Annotated in this window: 14 protein-coding genes and 2 pseudogenes; 4 read left to right on the top strand and 12 right to left on the bottom strand. The window is 67.6% G+C overall.

What is annotated here, in order from left to right; all coding sequences use genetic code 11:
- Nucleotides 1-89 precede the first annotated feature (89 nt).
- Both MARKY_RS04675 and MARKY_RS04670 read right to left on the bottom strand, forming a co-directional pair.
- Nucleotides 90-470, bottom strand: coding sequence for a cupin domain-containing protein (locus tag MARKY_RS04675; RefSeq protein WP_013703723.1), 381 nt, complete (start codon nt 468-470; stop codon nt 90-92).
- A gap of 9 nt (nt 471-479) precedes the next feature.
- On the bottom strand, nt 480-1,115 hold the full coding sequence (locus MARKY_RS04670) for a phosphoribosyltransferase (RefSeq protein ID WP_013703722.1): 636 nt from the start codon (nt 1,113-1,115) through the stop codon (nt 480-482).
- A gap of 84 nt (nt 1,116-1,199) precedes the next feature.
- On the opposite strand from MARKY_RS04670, the gene MARKY_RS04665 reads away from it, so the two are divergent.
- On the top strand, nt 1,200-1,892 hold the full coding sequence (locus tag MARKY_RS04665) for a Crp/Fnr family transcriptional regulator (RefSeq protein ID WP_013703721.1): 693 nt from the start codon (nt 1,200-1,202) through the stop codon (nt 1,890-1,892).
- An 18-nt stretch (nt 1,893-1,910) separates the two neighbouring features.
- Here the strand turns inward: MARKY_RS04665 and MARKY_RS04660 are convergent, their stop codons facing one another.
- From MARKY_RS04660 to MARKY_RS04635, 7 genes and pseudogenes are all read right to left on the bottom strand, one after another.
- Complete coding sequence (locus MARKY_RS04660) at nt 1,911-2,582, bottom strand: TerC family protein (protein ID WP_013703720.1); 672 nt, start codon at nt 2,580-2,582, stop codon at nt 1,911-1,913.
- A pseudogene (locus MARKY_RS04655) lies at nt 2,579-3,358 on the bottom strand (phosphohydrolase); the annotation flags it as partial. The pseudogene MARKY_RS04655 and the gene MARKY_RS04660, both read right to left, overlap by 4 nt.
- A gap of 1,129 nt (nt 3,359-4,487) precedes the next feature.
- Nucleotides 4,488-5,588, bottom strand: coding sequence for a transposase (locus MARKY_RS04650; protein WP_013703168.1), 1,101 nt, complete (start codon nt 5,586-5,588; stop codon nt 4,488-4,490).
- Nucleotides 5,589-5,703: 115 nt separating this feature from the next.
- A pseudogene (locus MARKY_RS12250) lies at nt 5,704-5,811 on the bottom strand (phosphohydrolase); the annotation flags it as partial.
- Nucleotide 5,812: 1 nt separating this feature from the next.
- On the bottom strand, nt 5,813-6,625 hold the full coding sequence (locus MARKY_RS04645; protein WP_013703719.1) for an enoyl-CoA hydratase/isomerase family protein: 813 nt from the start codon (nt 6,623-6,625) through the stop codon (nt 5,813-5,815).
- The gene (locus MARKY_RS04640) at nt 6,625-7,344 is read right to left on the bottom strand and encodes a phosphorylase family protein (RefSeq protein WP_013703718.1); all 720 of its coding nucleotides are present in this window, start codon (nt 7,342-7,344) and stop codon (nt 6,625-6,627) included. The genes MARKY_RS04645 and MARKY_RS04640 overlap by 1 nt, the downstream gene beginning before the upstream one ends.
- A 26-nt stretch (nt 7,345-7,370) precedes the next feature.
- Entirely contained in the window at nt 7,371-8,027 is a 657-nt protein-coding gene (locus MARKY_RS04635) for an ABC transporter ATP-binding protein (RefSeq protein WP_013703717.1), read from the bottom strand.
- Between the two features lie 54 nt (nt 8,028-8,081).
- Between MARKY_RS04635 and MARKY_RS04630 the strand changes: the two genes are divergently transcribed.
- Genes MARKY_RS04630 through MARKY_RS04620 form a run of 3 tightly spaced genes read left to right on the top strand, consistent with a single transcriptional unit; the run spans nt 8,082 to nt 10,139 of the window.
- Nucleotides 8,082-8,771: a Crp/Fnr family transcriptional regulator gene (locus MARKY_RS04630; RefSeq protein WP_013703716.1), complete on the top strand. Its 690-nt coding sequence runs from the start codon at nt 8,082-8,084 to the stop codon at nt 8,769-8,771.
- Nucleotides 8,768-9,439 (top strand): ribulose-phosphate 3-epimerase, encoded by a 672-nt coding sequence (rpe, locus tag MARKY_RS04625; RefSeq protein WP_013703715.1) that lies wholly within the window; start codon nt 8,768-8,770, stop codon nt 9,437-9,439. The genes MARKY_RS04630 and rpe overlap by 4 nt, the downstream gene beginning before the upstream one ends.
- A complete protein-coding gene (locus MARKY_RS04620) occupies nt 9,423-10,139 on the top strand; it encodes a 2-phosphosulfolactate phosphatase (RefSeq protein WP_013703714.1) in 717 nt (238 codons plus the stop codon). The genes rpe and MARKY_RS04620 overlap by 17 nt, the downstream gene beginning before the upstream one ends.
- Here the strand turns inward: MARKY_RS04620 and MARKY_RS04615 are convergent.
- From MARKY_RS04615 to rnhA, 3 genes are read right to left on the bottom strand one after another with little or no spacing between them, the layout of a single operon-like run.
- Complete coding sequence (locus MARKY_RS04615) at nt 10,130-10,987, bottom strand: hydroxymethylglutaryl-CoA lyase (RefSeq protein WP_013703713.1); 858 nt, start codon at nt 10,985-10,987, stop codon at nt 10,130-10,132. The two genes, MARKY_RS04620 and MARKY_RS04615, sit on opposite strands and share 10 nt — an antisense overlap.
- Before the next feature lie 11 nt (nt 10,988-10,998).
- Complete coding sequence (locus MARKY_RS04610) at nt 10,999-12,660, bottom strand: acyl-CoA carboxylase subunit beta (protein WP_013703712.1); 1,662 nt, start codon at nt 12,658-12,660, stop codon at nt 10,999-11,001.
- Between the two features lie 53 nt (nt 12,661-12,713).
- Entirely contained in the window at nt 12,714-13,166 is a 453-nt protein-coding gene (gene rnhA, locus MARKY_RS11610) for a ribonuclease HI (RefSeq protein WP_013703711.1), read from the bottom strand.
- Between the last annotated feature and the right edge of the window lie 38 nt (nt 13,167-13,204).

Here is a 13,204-nt window from a genome sequence, read left to right as displayed (position 1 = left end):
CTCAACGCACAAGGGGGCTCCCAGTAAAGGGACGCCCCCGTTTACGCCCCGCCTCACCGGCGGGGCTCTGGTGCCCCATACCCCAAGGGTTATCCCTCGTCCTCGAGCCACTCCGTGGCGTAATGGCTCGTCTTGGGGATCACGCAAAGGAACTCAACCGGTTCCGCACCGATGTTCTCGTACCAGTGCGGGGTGTCCGCGGGAATATACACCGCCTGGCCCGCCCCCACCTCGTGCACCTCGTCCCCGATACCAAGCCGCATCCGCCCGGAAAGCACGTACTGCTCGTGCTCGAGCGTGGGGTGCTTGTGCTTGGGGATGCGCCCGCCAGGGAGGATCGTGAACTTCCGAGTTACGAAGTGCGGCACCCCGTCCTCCGGACCGAGCAGCACCTGGATGAAGGCGCGCTCCCCCCGATCCACGGGGCGCGCCTCAACGTTCGCCGCTTGACGGATCACGCCCGGGTTCATGCCTCTATTCTACGCTTCCCTCGCACCCCAGCGGGAAAGACGCGCGACGACCTCCTCGTCCGTCACCTGGTCAAACGACTCGTAGTACGCCCCCACAGCCGTGAAGTCCGCCGGGATTAGGACCGCAACCCACTCCCCCTGCGCCCCTAACCGCCCCGCGGCCTCCGGGCTCGCCACCGGCGCAGCCATCACCACGCGCGCCGGTCCCTGCTTTTGCAGCGCGAGGTGCGCGGCCTCCAGGGTGCTTCCGGTCGCCACCCCGTCGTCCACCAGCACCACGTCTCGATCCTTAAGGGGCACCTTAGGCCGCACGGCGCGGTAGCGGCGGGCCCGCTCGCGGAGCACCTCGAGCTGACGCGCGACCTCCGCCCGGAGGTACGCGGGACTGGCGAAGCGTTCCGCGTACGGTTGCTGCACGATATCCCCCTCCTCCGTAACCGCCCCGAGGGCAAACTCCGGGTTCCCCGGCGCGCCGAGCTTCCGAACCAGTACGACGTCCATCGTCCCGCCCAACACCTCCGCTAGCCGGTCCGCCACCACCACCCCGCCGCGCGGGATCCCGAGCACGACCGGATGCTCGAGGTCCAGCGGCTCGAGCAAGGCCGCGAGGCGCAACGCCGCGTCATCCCGGTCTCGAAAGCGCATGGTTCCTTCATCCTACTCCCACCGCGCACGGCCCGTATACTAAGAAGGTGCCGTACATCTCGGCCTTGAAGTAAAGGAGGTCCTATGCCCTGGTTCATTCCGCAGCCTGGGTTCCTCGAGCGGCTCACCGAGGAAGAAAAAATTCGCATGGGTACGATTTGCCCGCCGCGCACCTACCGGCGGGGGGAGGCGATTTTTCGGCCGGGAGACCCCTGCCAGGAGCTGGTCATCGTGCTGGACGGCACCCTTAAGGTCAGCCGGCTCACGGAGCGCGGGCAGGAGCGCATCCTGTACCTGGTTGGCCCAGGCGATATTCTCGGCGCAAACTTTCTCGATGCGAACGCCCAGTACCACGCGGAAGCCGTGTGCCTAAACGACGAGGTCCGGATCTGCCCGGTGAACCGCGAGCAGTTCATTCGGGTCGCTAAGGAGCTACCGAACGTCTCCCTGAGCCTTTGCGGGGCCCTAGCGCAACGACTTGAGCATCTGGAGGACCAACTCGAGGCCGCGACCGCTCCGGTCGCGGTGCGGTTGGGTCGGGTTCTGGTTTGGCTCGCGCAGCGTTTCGGCAAACCCGCCGAGGCGGGGTGGTACCGGATCGAAAGCGAGCTCCGTCAGGAGGACCTCGCGGCCCTGGCGGGCACCACGCGCGTCACGGTCACGCATACCCTGAGCATGCTGCGCCAGGCCGGCCTCGTGGAAGGCACGCGCGGCACGTACCATGTGCGGCTCGAGGAGCTCGAGGCGTACCTGGAGGACCTGGCGTGGGAGGATTAACCCACGCCAGGCGCTCATTTAGCTGAGGCCGAGGGAGCGTTTTAACCCCTTGAGGTTCCCGCGCATGAAGAGGAGCATCATGCCCAGGCCCAAAAGGAAGACCTGCCAATCCGCGACGGGCCATACCGCGTGCACACGCGGGTCGTGCGCCACGAGCCGCGCGCCGGCCCACACGATCACGAGCGCGCCCAAGAGGTTCAGCCAGGGCCAGCGGTTGAGCAGCCCTGCGATCCACGCCGAACCCAGCATCAGGATGGGGATCGAGAGGGCCAACCCGAAGACCAAAAGCCCCAGGTGCCCTTCCGCAGCGCCCGCAACCGCGAGAACGTTGTCCAAGCTTAGGGTGATGTCTGCCACGACGATGAGCGTCACGGCCTGCCAGAAGCCGTTGACGTTCTCGCTGAGTCTGCTGGCCTCCCCGTGATCCTCCATGAGGAGCTTGGCCGCGATCCAAAAGAGCGTGACCCCGCCGATCGCGCGGAGCAGGGGCACGTTCAACAGCAACGCGGCCAGAATCGTGAAGGCCACGCGCAACCCCACGGCACCGAGCGTCCCTACCAGGATGGCCTGGCGGCGCAGGCTGGCCGGTAGGTTTCGCACAGCCATGCCGATAACGACAGCGTTATCCCCTGCAAGCACAAGGTCGACGAGCACGATGCCGGCAACCTTGATCCAAAAGTCTTCCATCATGACTGGTTATCCAAAACGAATCGGTCCTCGGTCTCGTGGAGGCGCACCCGCTGGATGATCCGCTGGTCGTGTTCGGACTCGGGGTTCGTGGTCGCGATCACCGTGACGTAGTCCCGGATGGGGCTCCGCAACACCTTCTTGGTCAGGGTCTCCTCCACCTGGAAGATGCCCGCGGAGTTGTTCATGAGGACGCGGATCTCCACAGGGGTTTCCTTACCCTCGAGGATCATGACCTCGTCCACCGCGAGCGCGGAGATGGAGTGGATATCGATCGATCCCAACGCGAACGCCTTGCGGCCGCGCCCCTTGGTGATGTCCGTTCCGTCCGCTACCGCGGTCACCCCAGCCTCGATCGTGAGGGGGTCCGGGTTCAGGTCGTGGCTGTAGATCGAGTGGAGCATCATCGCCCGTAGCTCCACCCGCTGCTCGGGATCGTCGTAGATCGCCTCGAGGATCCGGTTCAGGATGGGTAGGGCGAGCGTGACCCCGAAGGCCTCGTGGTGCTCGCGGTGCACCTGGTTGCCGATGTCGTGCAGCATGGTGGAGAGGAGGACCACCAAGAACGCGTCGTCCAGGTCCCCGATCCCCGCCTCGACGGTGTCCGGTTTAACCCCCGCCCCCACCAAAAGCTGGAGGATGGCCACGGAAGCCGCGCCGGTAAGCAGGGCGTGCACGCGCCCGTGGTCGTTGTACCCCAGCTTGCGGACCGTGATGTAGTTGGCCATATCCCAGTGCCCCCGGGCCTCCGGATCCTCGGAAAGCAGTTCGTACGCCCTGGGGTCATGTAAAAAACTCGGTTGAGTAAGAGGGGAGCCCTTAGTCTGGTTCTGCCATGAAGCCGACTGAGGACTCCCCGAGCTCCATCGTACCCTGTCCCCACTGCGGAGCCACCCGTGAGGAGAGCGGGGGCTACCGCAGACGCAAGCTGCGCACCTTTCGGGGCATCCAGGAAGTCAGAGTCAAACGGATCCGCTGCGCCCAATGCAAGCGCCAGAAACGAGCTCTCTACCCGGAGGACTGCCCTAGAAGCCGCTGGTACGCGATCTCCATCCAGGAGCACTTCCTCATCCTCGCAAGCCATCGCGCCCCTGAAAGCGTCCAAAACGATCTCGCCAAGAACCTGGGCTTCCCCCTCACCCGTCCCACCCGCCTCCGCTGGCTCAGGTCCGCGGGGGCCAGGGCCAAACGGCTCCTTCAGCGGGAGAACCGTCTTCTCCGAGGGCGGGTGTACTGGGGGAGTGTGGATGAATGGGCCTTTGGCCGGGGCCCCAAGGGGTACGGGTACCTTTACTTTGAGGCTTGGACGGGTTGCCCGCTGTGGGGAGACCTTGGCCATCGGCGGCGTTACGAGCGGGTGCGGGAGCTCCTTTGGAGGTTACCTCCAAGGCTGGGGGTGGTTTCGGACGGGGCGCAGGAGGTAGGGGAGGCGTTGGGCTGGTTGGGGCGGAGGCTGCTTTGGGCCCGGTGCGCTTTCCACCTGATGCGGGAGGTACGGGCCAAGGTGGACCGGAAGGCGTGGGGGGAGATACGGGAGGGTCTGAGGGTGCTGCGGGGGCTTGGGCCTGGGGAGAGGGAGGCGTTCTTTTGGAAGGAGCTTCTGCCCCGGTGGGGTAAGGCCTTGGAGGGCTGGGTGCGGGCTTGGGAGGGGTTGCAGGAGGCTTGGGGGGCCGAGGTACCGCCTCCTTGGACAAACAACGTGGCGGAGGTAGGGCATGGGCGATTGTGGCGGCGGCGCAGGCGGAGGGTGTTGCGGAGCCTGGAGGTGGGGGAATCCTGGTTGATGGTGGGGCTTTACCGGATGCGGCATCGGCGGATTGGGGAAAAGAGCCCCTGGGAAAGGCTTACGGGAACTCTTTCCCCAGAGTGCTGGTGGAGGCCCCTGGTGGGGAGGATAAAAGGGTCAACTCAAAACTTGCACCTCCCGCATATCCCGCATAAACCTTCACCCCCTCCCCCCGGCGGCCAGAGACCCAGGGCATAGAGCTCCCGCAGGGCGACCTGCACCACGAGCTCAGGCAAGAGAACCCGCGCCGCCCGCTCCCTGGCCTCCCGCCAGCTTCCTTCCCCCTCCATGCCCACCCAGTGGGCCAACAGGTAGGCCAGAAGGGAAAGCACCAGAAAACGGTGCACCCCCAAAGCCGTCCGCTGCCCAAACTGCCCCAGGGAGAACTCGCTTTTCGCGGCGCGGAAGAAGTGCTCTATGGCAAACCGCCTCTTTCCCCAAGTGAGCGCCGTCCGGGGCGTGGCGGGAAAGGTGGCCACCACGTACCGCCACTCCCAGCCCCCTTGGGGCAGGGGGTAGCGGTACCAGGCCACCCAGACCGGGAAGGAAAGCCCCCAAAGGTAGACCCGGCTCCCCTGCCGCCTGAGGTCCCCAAGCCTCCCCCCTTCCCGCAGCCTCCGGTCCCGCCGCATCCCCACCACCGCTTCAAAACCCAACCGCTTCACCCCGAAAAGGAACCGGGTGGTGCCAAAGGCCGCATCCGCGGCCACCCGTATCCGGAAGGCCCGGCGCATCCAGGGGGGCAGAGAGGCCAGGAGGCTTAGGGCCAGGCGGGAGAGGGCCTTCTCCCCCTTGCCCCGCCAGAGGCGGTAGGCCCAAGGGATGCGGAGGTCTCCGTAGACGAGGTAGAGGACCACCAGATGGAGTCCCCACTTGCCGTGAAAAAAGGAGAGGGGCAGGGCCTGGAAACGGCCCCGCTTCTCCAGAGTGACTAGGTCCAGGACCACCAGGAGACGGGGCTTGGGGCCTTTTTTCTTTCTGGCCCGGTCCAGGGCTTTCTCGGCCTCTTTTCTTGCCAGGCGGATGAGAGCGCGGGTGGGCCAGGGGTAGCGGTTGAGGAAGCGAGAGAGGGCGGAGGGGGACTTGACCTGGCTGTGCTGGGGTCTGGCCTTGCCGTGGCCGTGGAGGAGGAGCAAGAGCAGGGCCTTGAGGGATTCCTGGAGGTGGGGGCTTGGCAAAAGGGCCAGGAGGGTCCAAAGTAGGGACAGGGCCGCTTGGGTCATGGCACCCGTCATCAGACGGGAAACCAGCGGCCCCTTTCAAGTGGTCCTGGCGCATAGGTATCCCCAGGGTGCATAAGTGCAAGTTTTGAGTCAACCGACTTTTTTACATGAGTCACGCCCTGAGGGCTTTGGGGTAGTCCGCCAACCCCTTGCGGATCGAATGGTCCGCCTCGACGTACAGCTTGGCGCGGGGACTCGCGACGTGAATCAAGCGGTTCGCCAACTCACTCCCCCTTGAACTCCGGCGCGCGTTTTTCCAGGAAGGCCCGCGTCCCCTCGCGCATGTCCTGCGTGCTGCAGGCCAGCCCGAACAAATCCGCCTCGATCTCCAAGGCTTCCGCGAGCGGTACGTCCGCACCGCGCGCCACGGCCTCCTTCGCGAGCGCGAGCGCGACCGGACCGTTCTTCAAGATGGTGCGGGCGAGGTCCTTCGCGGCCTCGAGGGCGTCCTCCGCCACCCGGTTCACGAGCCCCAGCTGCAAGGCCTCCTCCGCAGAGACGTGGCGGCCGGTCAGGATCAGGTCCAGCGCCCGGCCCTGGCCGATCAGGCGCGGCAGGCGCTGGGTCCCGCCAAACCCCGGGATCAGCCCCAGCCCCACCTCAGGCAGCCCCAGCTTCGCCTTCACGGAGGCCACGCGCAAATCACAGGCCAGGGCGAGCTCGAGCCCGCCCCCGAGGGCGTACCCGTTGATCGCGGCGATCGTGGGGACCGGCAGGGCGGCCACGGCGTTCATGACCTCCTGACCCAACAGGCTGTACTCGCGCGAGACGAACACGTCGGAAAGCGCGGCGATCTCGCTGATGTCCGCTCCCGCCACGAACGCCTTGCCCTCCCCGGTGAAGATCACCGCGCGGACCTCGGGGTCCTGGTGGATCACCTCCACGACCTCCGCTAGCTCGCGCAGCACCTCCCCGGAAAGCGCATTCAGCGCCTTAGGGCGCGCCAGGGTCACGAGGGCGATGCCGTCCTCGACCTCGTAGCGCAGGTGCTCGAACTCCGGGACCTCTAGAACGTACTCGTGCTCGTGCTCCGCCATCACACTACCTCCTTTAAGCGAACAAACGCCTCGAGGGCGGTGCGCACCATGCGATCCACGCCTCGTTGCAGGATCTCCTGGGCCACGAACTCGCTGTCCCCGATCTGGTTCGATACCACCAGCAGCGTGCCCGTGCGCACGCCGCGCATCTGCCCAATCAAGAACAGCGTCGCGGCCTCCATCTCGAACGCCATCACGCCAAACCGACTCCACGCCCGCGCTTCCTCAGGTGTGGTGGCGTAGAACGCGTCCTCCGTAGCGATGAGCCCCACGTGGTGCGGCACCTTCGCCGTCCTAGCCGCATCCACCAGGGCCTCGAGCACCTCGTAGCTCGGCACGGGTGCGTAGGGGCGGCCCTCCAGGTACTGGCGGGTGGTGCCGTCGAGCGGCACGGCCCCTTGTACGATGACGAGATCCCCCGCGGCCAAGCGCTCATCCACCGCACCGCACGTCCCCACCCGCACGAGAACCTTAGCCCCGAGTTGAACGAGTTCCTCCGCGACGATCGCGGTGGAGGGGCAGCCCATGCCGGTGGTTTGCACGGAGACCGGGACCCCCTTATAGGTACCGGTAAACCCGAGGAGGGAGCGGTACGTGTTGTACGGGCGCGGGTTCTCGAGGAAGTTCTGAGCGATGTACTCCGCCCGCCCCGGATCCCCGGGCAACAATACAAAAGGAGCGATGTCGGAAGGGTTGGCGCGAACGTGAAGTGGGCTCATACGTCCTTAGAATACAGGACCCAGCCTCAGCTCGAGGTCAGGCCCACAAGAAGCCGCCCTCCCTCCAGGCGATACACCGGCACGTCCCGGGCCAGGGCCTCGTCGTGCGTGGCGAGGAGAACCGCGCTCCGCACCTCACGGGCCAGCTCGAGCAACAAGGCGTACACCCGCCAGGCGTTCTCTCGGTCGAGGGCGCCCGTAGGTTCATCCGCGAGGACCAGCCGGGGGCGGTTGTACACCGCGCGGGCGACCGCGACCCGCTGCCGCTCCCCACCGGAGAGGGCCGCGGGGCGCTGGTGCTGCCTTGCACCGAGCCCCACGCGCTCCAAAAGCGCCCGGCCCCAGTCCCAGTCCGGCGTGCCCGCGATCAAACCGGGCAGCACGACGTTCTCCAGGGCGGTGAGTTCGGGGAGCAGGTAGTGGTGCTGGAAGACCAGCCCCACGTACCGCCGCCTCAGGCGAGCGAGGCGTTCCTCCCCAAGCCGCGTGACCTCCACTTCTCCCCAGTACAAGCGCCCCTCCTGCACGCGCAGAATTCCCGCCAGGAGGTGAATCAGCGTGGTCTTCCCTGATCCGGAAGGCCCCAGCACCACCCGCACCTCCCCCGGCGCGAGGCGGAGCTCGAGGTCATCAAAGAGCCGAACCCCAGGGTAGGCGTGTCGAATCCCCTCAGCCCTAAGCACCACGCCCCCTATCCTACTTTCCAAAGCCCCGTGAAAACTGTTAAGTTTGTATCGATGCTCGCCGATACGAACATCCTCGCCCAAAGCCCCTTGTTCGAGGGCGTGCCCCCCGGTGCCTTGGAGATCGCGCGTGAGGCGTTCCAGACGCTGAGCTACGCGGCGGGCAAGAAGGTGTTCGAGGCCGGGGATCCCGGAGAAGCCCTGTATATCGTGCAGTCCGGGCGGATCAAGATCTACCGCACGAACCTGGACGGCAAGGAGAAGGTGCTGGCGTACCTGAACCCCGGGGATTTGTTCGGGGAGATGAGCCTGGTGGAGGAGATCCCCCGCAGCGCGACCGCCCTCGCGCTGGAAGACACGGTGCTGCTCGCCCTGTACCGGCAGGAGTACTACGGCCTGACGCGGCGGTACCCCGAGGTTGCCCATAACCTCGCCCGGATCCTCGCGCGCCGGCTGCGCGAGATGAACCTCGAGGTGGAGGTCCTCTCCTTCGAGGAGGCCCGCGGGCGGGTGGCGTACGCGCTCCTCAAGCTCTACCGGCACCGGTACGGCGAGCAAAGCCCCCAGGGGTGGCGGGTACCCGCGACGCACCAGGAGCTCGCACTCATGGCGGGCACGAGCCGCGAAACGGTCACCCGCGTGCTGCACGCCCTGAGGGACGAGGCCATCCTCCGGTTGCTGCCGGGAACGGTAGAGATTCTGGACACGGCGGCGCTCGAAGAGGTCCTGTACGGTCTGCGATGATGAAGATCGAGATCGCTCCTTCCATCCTCTCCGCGGACTTCGCGCGGCTCGGCGAAGAGGTGCGCGAAGCCGAAGCGGCCGGAGCGGACCGGATCCACGTGGACGTGATGGACGGCCGGTTCGTTCCCAACCTCACCATGGGCGTCGTGGTGGTGGAGGCCCTGCGGCGCGTCACCCGGTTGCCCCTCGAGGTGCACCTCATGATCGTGGAGCCCGAGCGCTTCCTCGAGGCCTTCGCCCGTGCCGGCGCGGACCTGTTGATCGTGCACCCCGAGGCTACCCCGCACGCGCACCGGGCCATCCAACAAATCAAGGAGCTCGGGGTCCGGGCGGGCCTCGCGGTGAACCCCGCCACGCCCCTTGCGTGGTTCGAGGACCTCCTCCCCGAGCTGGATCAGGCGCTTTTGATGACGGTAAACCCAGGGTTCGGGGGCCAACGCTTCCTCGAGCAGAGCCTTCCCCGCCTCGAGCGGCTCCGCGCGATGCGGGACCGGCTCAACCCCGCCTGTCGGATCGAGGTGGACGGCGGCATCAACCCCGAGACCGCCCCCCGCGTGGTCCAGGCCGGGGCGGAGGTGCTGGTGGCGGGCTCGAGTGTGTTCAATGCGCGGGCCAGCGTGGCCGAGAACCTGAACGCCTTACGGAGGAGCCTTGCGCCTCAGGGTTGAGCTCGCTCCTCGCGCAGAAATGACCTTTCCCGACGTGGTCATCGTGGTGGACGTGATCCGCGCCACCACCACGGCCGTGGCCTTCCTCGAGGCGGGCGCTCGGACCGTGCACTTCACCGCCAGCCCCGAGGCCGCCCGGGCCTTCCGGACGCGCGGCGCGCTCGTCGCGGGCGAGGTGGGCGGCCTGCCCCCCGAGGGGTTCGACCTGGGGAACAGCCCGCGCGAGGCCCTGGCCGCGCCTGTGCGCGGCCGGGAGGTGGCGATGAGCACCACGAACGGCACCCGCGCGGCTATCCTCGCCGCCCAAACCGCGCGGCACGTGCTCTTGGGATCCCTCTACAACGCGCCGGCCGCCGCTCGCCTCGCGCGCGCCCTGGCGCGCGAGGAGGTCGCGGTGCTGTGCGCGGGCAAGGAGGGCCAGCCGGGCCTGGACGACACCTACACCGCGGGAGTCATCGCCGAGCTACTCCGTGCTGAGGGCCCGCTCTCACCGAACGACGGGGCTTGGATCGCCTTCGCTACGCGCGAGGCCTACCCCACCCCGCTCGAGGCCCTGCGGCGCTCCGCCGCCGCGGCGGCACTCGAGCGGGTGGGGCTCGAGGCGGACGTGCCGTTCTGCGCGCAGATCGGGGGTTCGGCGCTGGTGCCGGTGCTCAAAGGACAGGCCCTCGACGCGCTGGCCTTCGTCCCTTACGCGTAAACCGCCCGCAGCTGGGCCGCGCGCTCCGCCAGCGCGGGCAGGGCCTCGAGCTGCACCCCGGCCTCGAAGCCCTGACGCGCGAGGTGCGGCAGCACGACCTCCGTGGCGAGGTTCCCCACGAGCGCGTCCCCCGCGAACGGGCACCCGCCGATCCCCGCGAGGGCCCCCTCGAGCCAGCGCACCCCCGCCGCAAGGACCGCGTCCACCTTGGCCACCACCCCCTCGGGGCGCGCGTGGAGGTGCGCGCCGATCCCTTCGGGACCGAAGGCCTGCACCACGGCCTCGAGGGTCTTCTGGATGACCTCCGGCGTGGCCACGCCGTAGGTGTCCGCGATCGCGATGCGGTGCACCCCGCGCTCCCGCAACCGCCCCACGAACTCCACCACCTTCTCCGGGCTCCAGGGGTCCCCGTAAGGGTTCCCGAAGCCCATGGAGAGGTAGATCACCAGGTCCAGCCGACCCGCGGTGGCCTCGAGGACACGGTCCACGAGGGGCCAGGAGGCCTCGATGGAGCGGTTGGTGTTCTTCTTCTGGAAGGTCTCGCTGACGGAGAAGGGGTACCCTACCGCGGTGAGGTTCGGGGCGTTGAGGGCCCGCTCGAGGCCCTTCTCGTTCGCGATGATCGCGAGGTACTCGCGCCCTTCGGGGGCGGGGAGGGCCTCGAGCACCGCTTGACCGTCCCGCATCTGGGGCACCCACTTGGGCGAGACGAAGCTGGTCAGGTCCAAGCAGCGGAACCCGGCCTCCAAGAGGCTCTTGAGGAAGGCCACCTTCTCCGCGGTGGGGATGAAGGTCTTGAACCCCTGCCAGGCGTCGCGGGGACACTCCACCCAACGCACCTCGGCCACGACACACCTCCTTAAACCTGGAACACCCCTACGCGCATCTCCGCCGGCTCTGCGTCCAACGCGCAAGCCTCGAGGGCCCGGATGAGGCGGGTGCGGGTCTCGTGGGGGAAGATGATCTCATCGATCCAGAGCCGGGCCGCGGCGTACCGGGGGTCGAGCTGCTCCTCGTAGCGGCCCTTGATCTTCTCGTAGAGCTCCTGGAGTTCTGCGTCGGAGGGCTCCTTCCCTTCGCGCTTGAGCTGGGCCACCTGGATCTCGAGGAGGGTCTTCGCGGCCTGCGCGCCGCCCATCACCGCGTACTTGGCGCTCGGCCAGGCGAAGATGAAGCGCGGCGCGTAGGCCTTGCCGGCCAGGGCGTAGTTGCCCGCGCCGAAGCTCCCGCCTAGGATCAGGGTGATCTTCGGGACGACCGAGTTCGACACGGCGTTGACGAGCTTCGCGCCCCGGCGGATGATCCCGGACTGCTCGGATTCCTTGCCCACCATGAAGCCCGAGACGTCCTGCAGGAAGAGGAGGGGGATGCCCATCTGGTTCACGTCGAGGATGAAGCGGGCTGCCTTGTCCGCCGCTTCGGCGTAGATCACGCCCCCCACCTCGATCTTGCCCTTCTTCTTGATGATCAGCCGCTGGTTCCCCACGATGCCCACCGGGTACCCGCCGATGCGGGCGAACCCGGTGACGAGCGTCTCGCCGTAGCCGGCCTTGTACTCGAGGAACTCCGAGCCGTCCACGATCCGCGCGATGACCTCCCGCAGGTCGTAGGGCCGCGAGCCGTCGGGGCTCACCAGGCCGTAGAGGTCCTCAGCCTCGTAGGCCGGCGGGACGGGGTCCTTGCGCTCGAGCGCCCAGCGCGCCAGCTTGGGGGCGGCGTAGAGCGCGGCGAGCTTGCGGATGCGTTCGATCGCGGCTTCGTCGTTGGGCTCGTAGAAGTCCACGGTGCCGCTCACCTCGTGGTGCATGCGCGCGCCCCCGAGCTCGTCGGAGGTCACCTCTTGACCGATGGCGGCCTTGACGAGCGCGGGCCCCGCGAGGTAGAGCCCGGACCCTTCGGTCATGATGAGGGCGTCGGTCATGACCGGAAGGTACGCGCCGCCCGCGACGCAGTTCCCCATGATCGCGGCGATCTGAGGGATGCCCAGGGCGGACATGCGGGCGTTCAGGTAGAAGACCCGCCCGAAATCGTCCTGGTCCGGGAAGACCTCGTCTTGTAGGGGCAGGAACACCCCGGCCGAGTCCACGAGGTAGACCGTGGGGATGCGGTTCTCGAGGGCGATCGTCTGGGCGCGGATGACTTTTTTCGCGGTGATGGGAAAGAAGGCCCCGGCCTTGACGGTCGCGTCGTTCGCGATGATCATCCAGTCCCGCCCGGCGATCCGGCCGATCCCGGTGATCGTGCCGCCGCTCGGCGCGCCGCCCCACTCCTGGTACATGCCCCACCCCGCGAAGGTCATGAGCTCCTCGAAGCGGGTGCCCGGGTCGATCAGACGCGCGATGCGTTCTCGGGCGGTCAGGCGGCCCTTCTTGTGCTGGCGGGCGATGGCCTTCTCCCCGCCCCCCTTGCGCACCGTCTCCAGGGCGTGGCGGAACTCGGAGATGAGCGCGACCCAGTCGTCCTTGTTCTGCTTAAACACCGGGGTTTCGCGGTCCTCGGGCTTGAGGCGCGTCTCGATCATGCGTCCCTCCGGAATAAAGTCTACCGGATTTCGAGCCTGGAGAGTAAAAACCGTTAGGTCTCCGGTCGGGGCAGGCTCCGGCGGCGGCGCTGCGCTTCCCGGTCCACCCGCTCGTTCTCCGGGTGGCCCGCGTGCCCCTCGACCCAGCGCCAGCGCACCTCGTGGCGACGGATCTCCTCGAGGAGCGCCCGCCACAAGTCCTGGTTCTTCACCGGCGCCCCCGCGCGCGTCCGCCACCCGTTACGCTGCCAGCGCTCGAGCCACCCCTCGGCGAAGGCCTTCTGGAGGTACTGGCTGTCCGTGTACACCACCACCACGCACGGGCGCTTCAACGCGCGGAGCGCCTCCAACGCCGCGCGGAGCTCCATGCGGTTATTGGTGGTCGCGGCCTCCCCGCCCGAGAGCAGCTTCTCTCGGCCCTCGTAGCGAAGCAGCGCAGCCCACCCGCCCCGCCCGAACCGGTCGGCGGAGCCGTCCGTGTACACCTCGACGTAAGGGCGCGTCACGGCCCAAGCATAGAGGCCTCGCCCCCAGGGCGCAAGCC

The sequence above is a fragment of the Marinithermus hydrothermalis DSM 14884 genome (assembly GCF_000195335.1).
GTDB classification, from domain to species: Bacteria; Deinococcota; Deinococci; order Deinococcales; family Marinithermaceae; genus Marinithermus; species Marinithermus hydrothermalis.
The sequence above is the reverse complement of the archived record's forward strand: the minus strand, read 5'-3'. Positions and strand labels throughout refer to the sequence as shown.

Excerpts from the sequence above, each read along its gene's own strand:
- MARKY_RS04675 (WP_013703723.1), bottom strand. The coding sequence starts at position 470 with ATGAACCCGGGCGTGATCCGTCAAGCGGCGAACGTTGAGGCGCGCCCC.
- MARKY_RS04670 (WP_013703722.1), bottom strand. The coding sequence starts at position 1,115 with ATGCGCTTTCGAGACCGGGATGACGCGGCGTTGCGCCTCGCGGCCTTG.
- MARKY_RS04665 (WP_013703721.1), top strand. The coding sequence starts at position 1,200 with ATGCCCTGGTTCATTCCGCAGCCTGGGTTCCTCGAGCGGCTCACCGAG.
- MARKY_RS04660 (WP_013703720.1), bottom strand. The coding sequence starts at position 2,582 with ATGATGGAAGACTTTTGGATCAAGGTTGCCGGCATCGTGCTCGTCGAC.
- MARKY_RS04650 (WP_013703168.1), bottom strand. The coding sequence starts at position 5,588 with ATGACCCAAGCGGCCCTGTCCCTACTTTGGACCCTCCTGGCCCTTTTG.
- MARKY_RS04645 (WP_013703719.1), bottom strand. The coding sequence starts at position 6,625 with ATGGCGGAGCACGAGCACGAGTACGTTCTAGAGGTCCCGGAGTTCGAG.
- MARKY_RS04640 (WP_013703718.1), bottom strand. The coding sequence starts at position 7,344 with ATGAGCCCACTTCACGTTCGCGCCAACCCTTCCGACATCGCTCCTTTT.
- MARKY_RS04630 (WP_013703716.1), top strand. The coding sequence starts at position 8,082 with ATGCTCGCCGATACGAACATCCTCGCCCAAAGCCCCTTGTTCGAGGGC.
- rpe (WP_013703715.1), top strand. The coding sequence starts at position 8,768 with ATGATGAAGATCGAGATCGCTCCTTCCATCCTCTCCGCGGACTTCGCG.
- MARKY_RS04610 (WP_013703712.1), bottom strand. The coding sequence starts at position 12,660 with ATGATCGAGACGCGCCTCAAGCCCGAGGACCGCGAAACCCCGGTGTTT.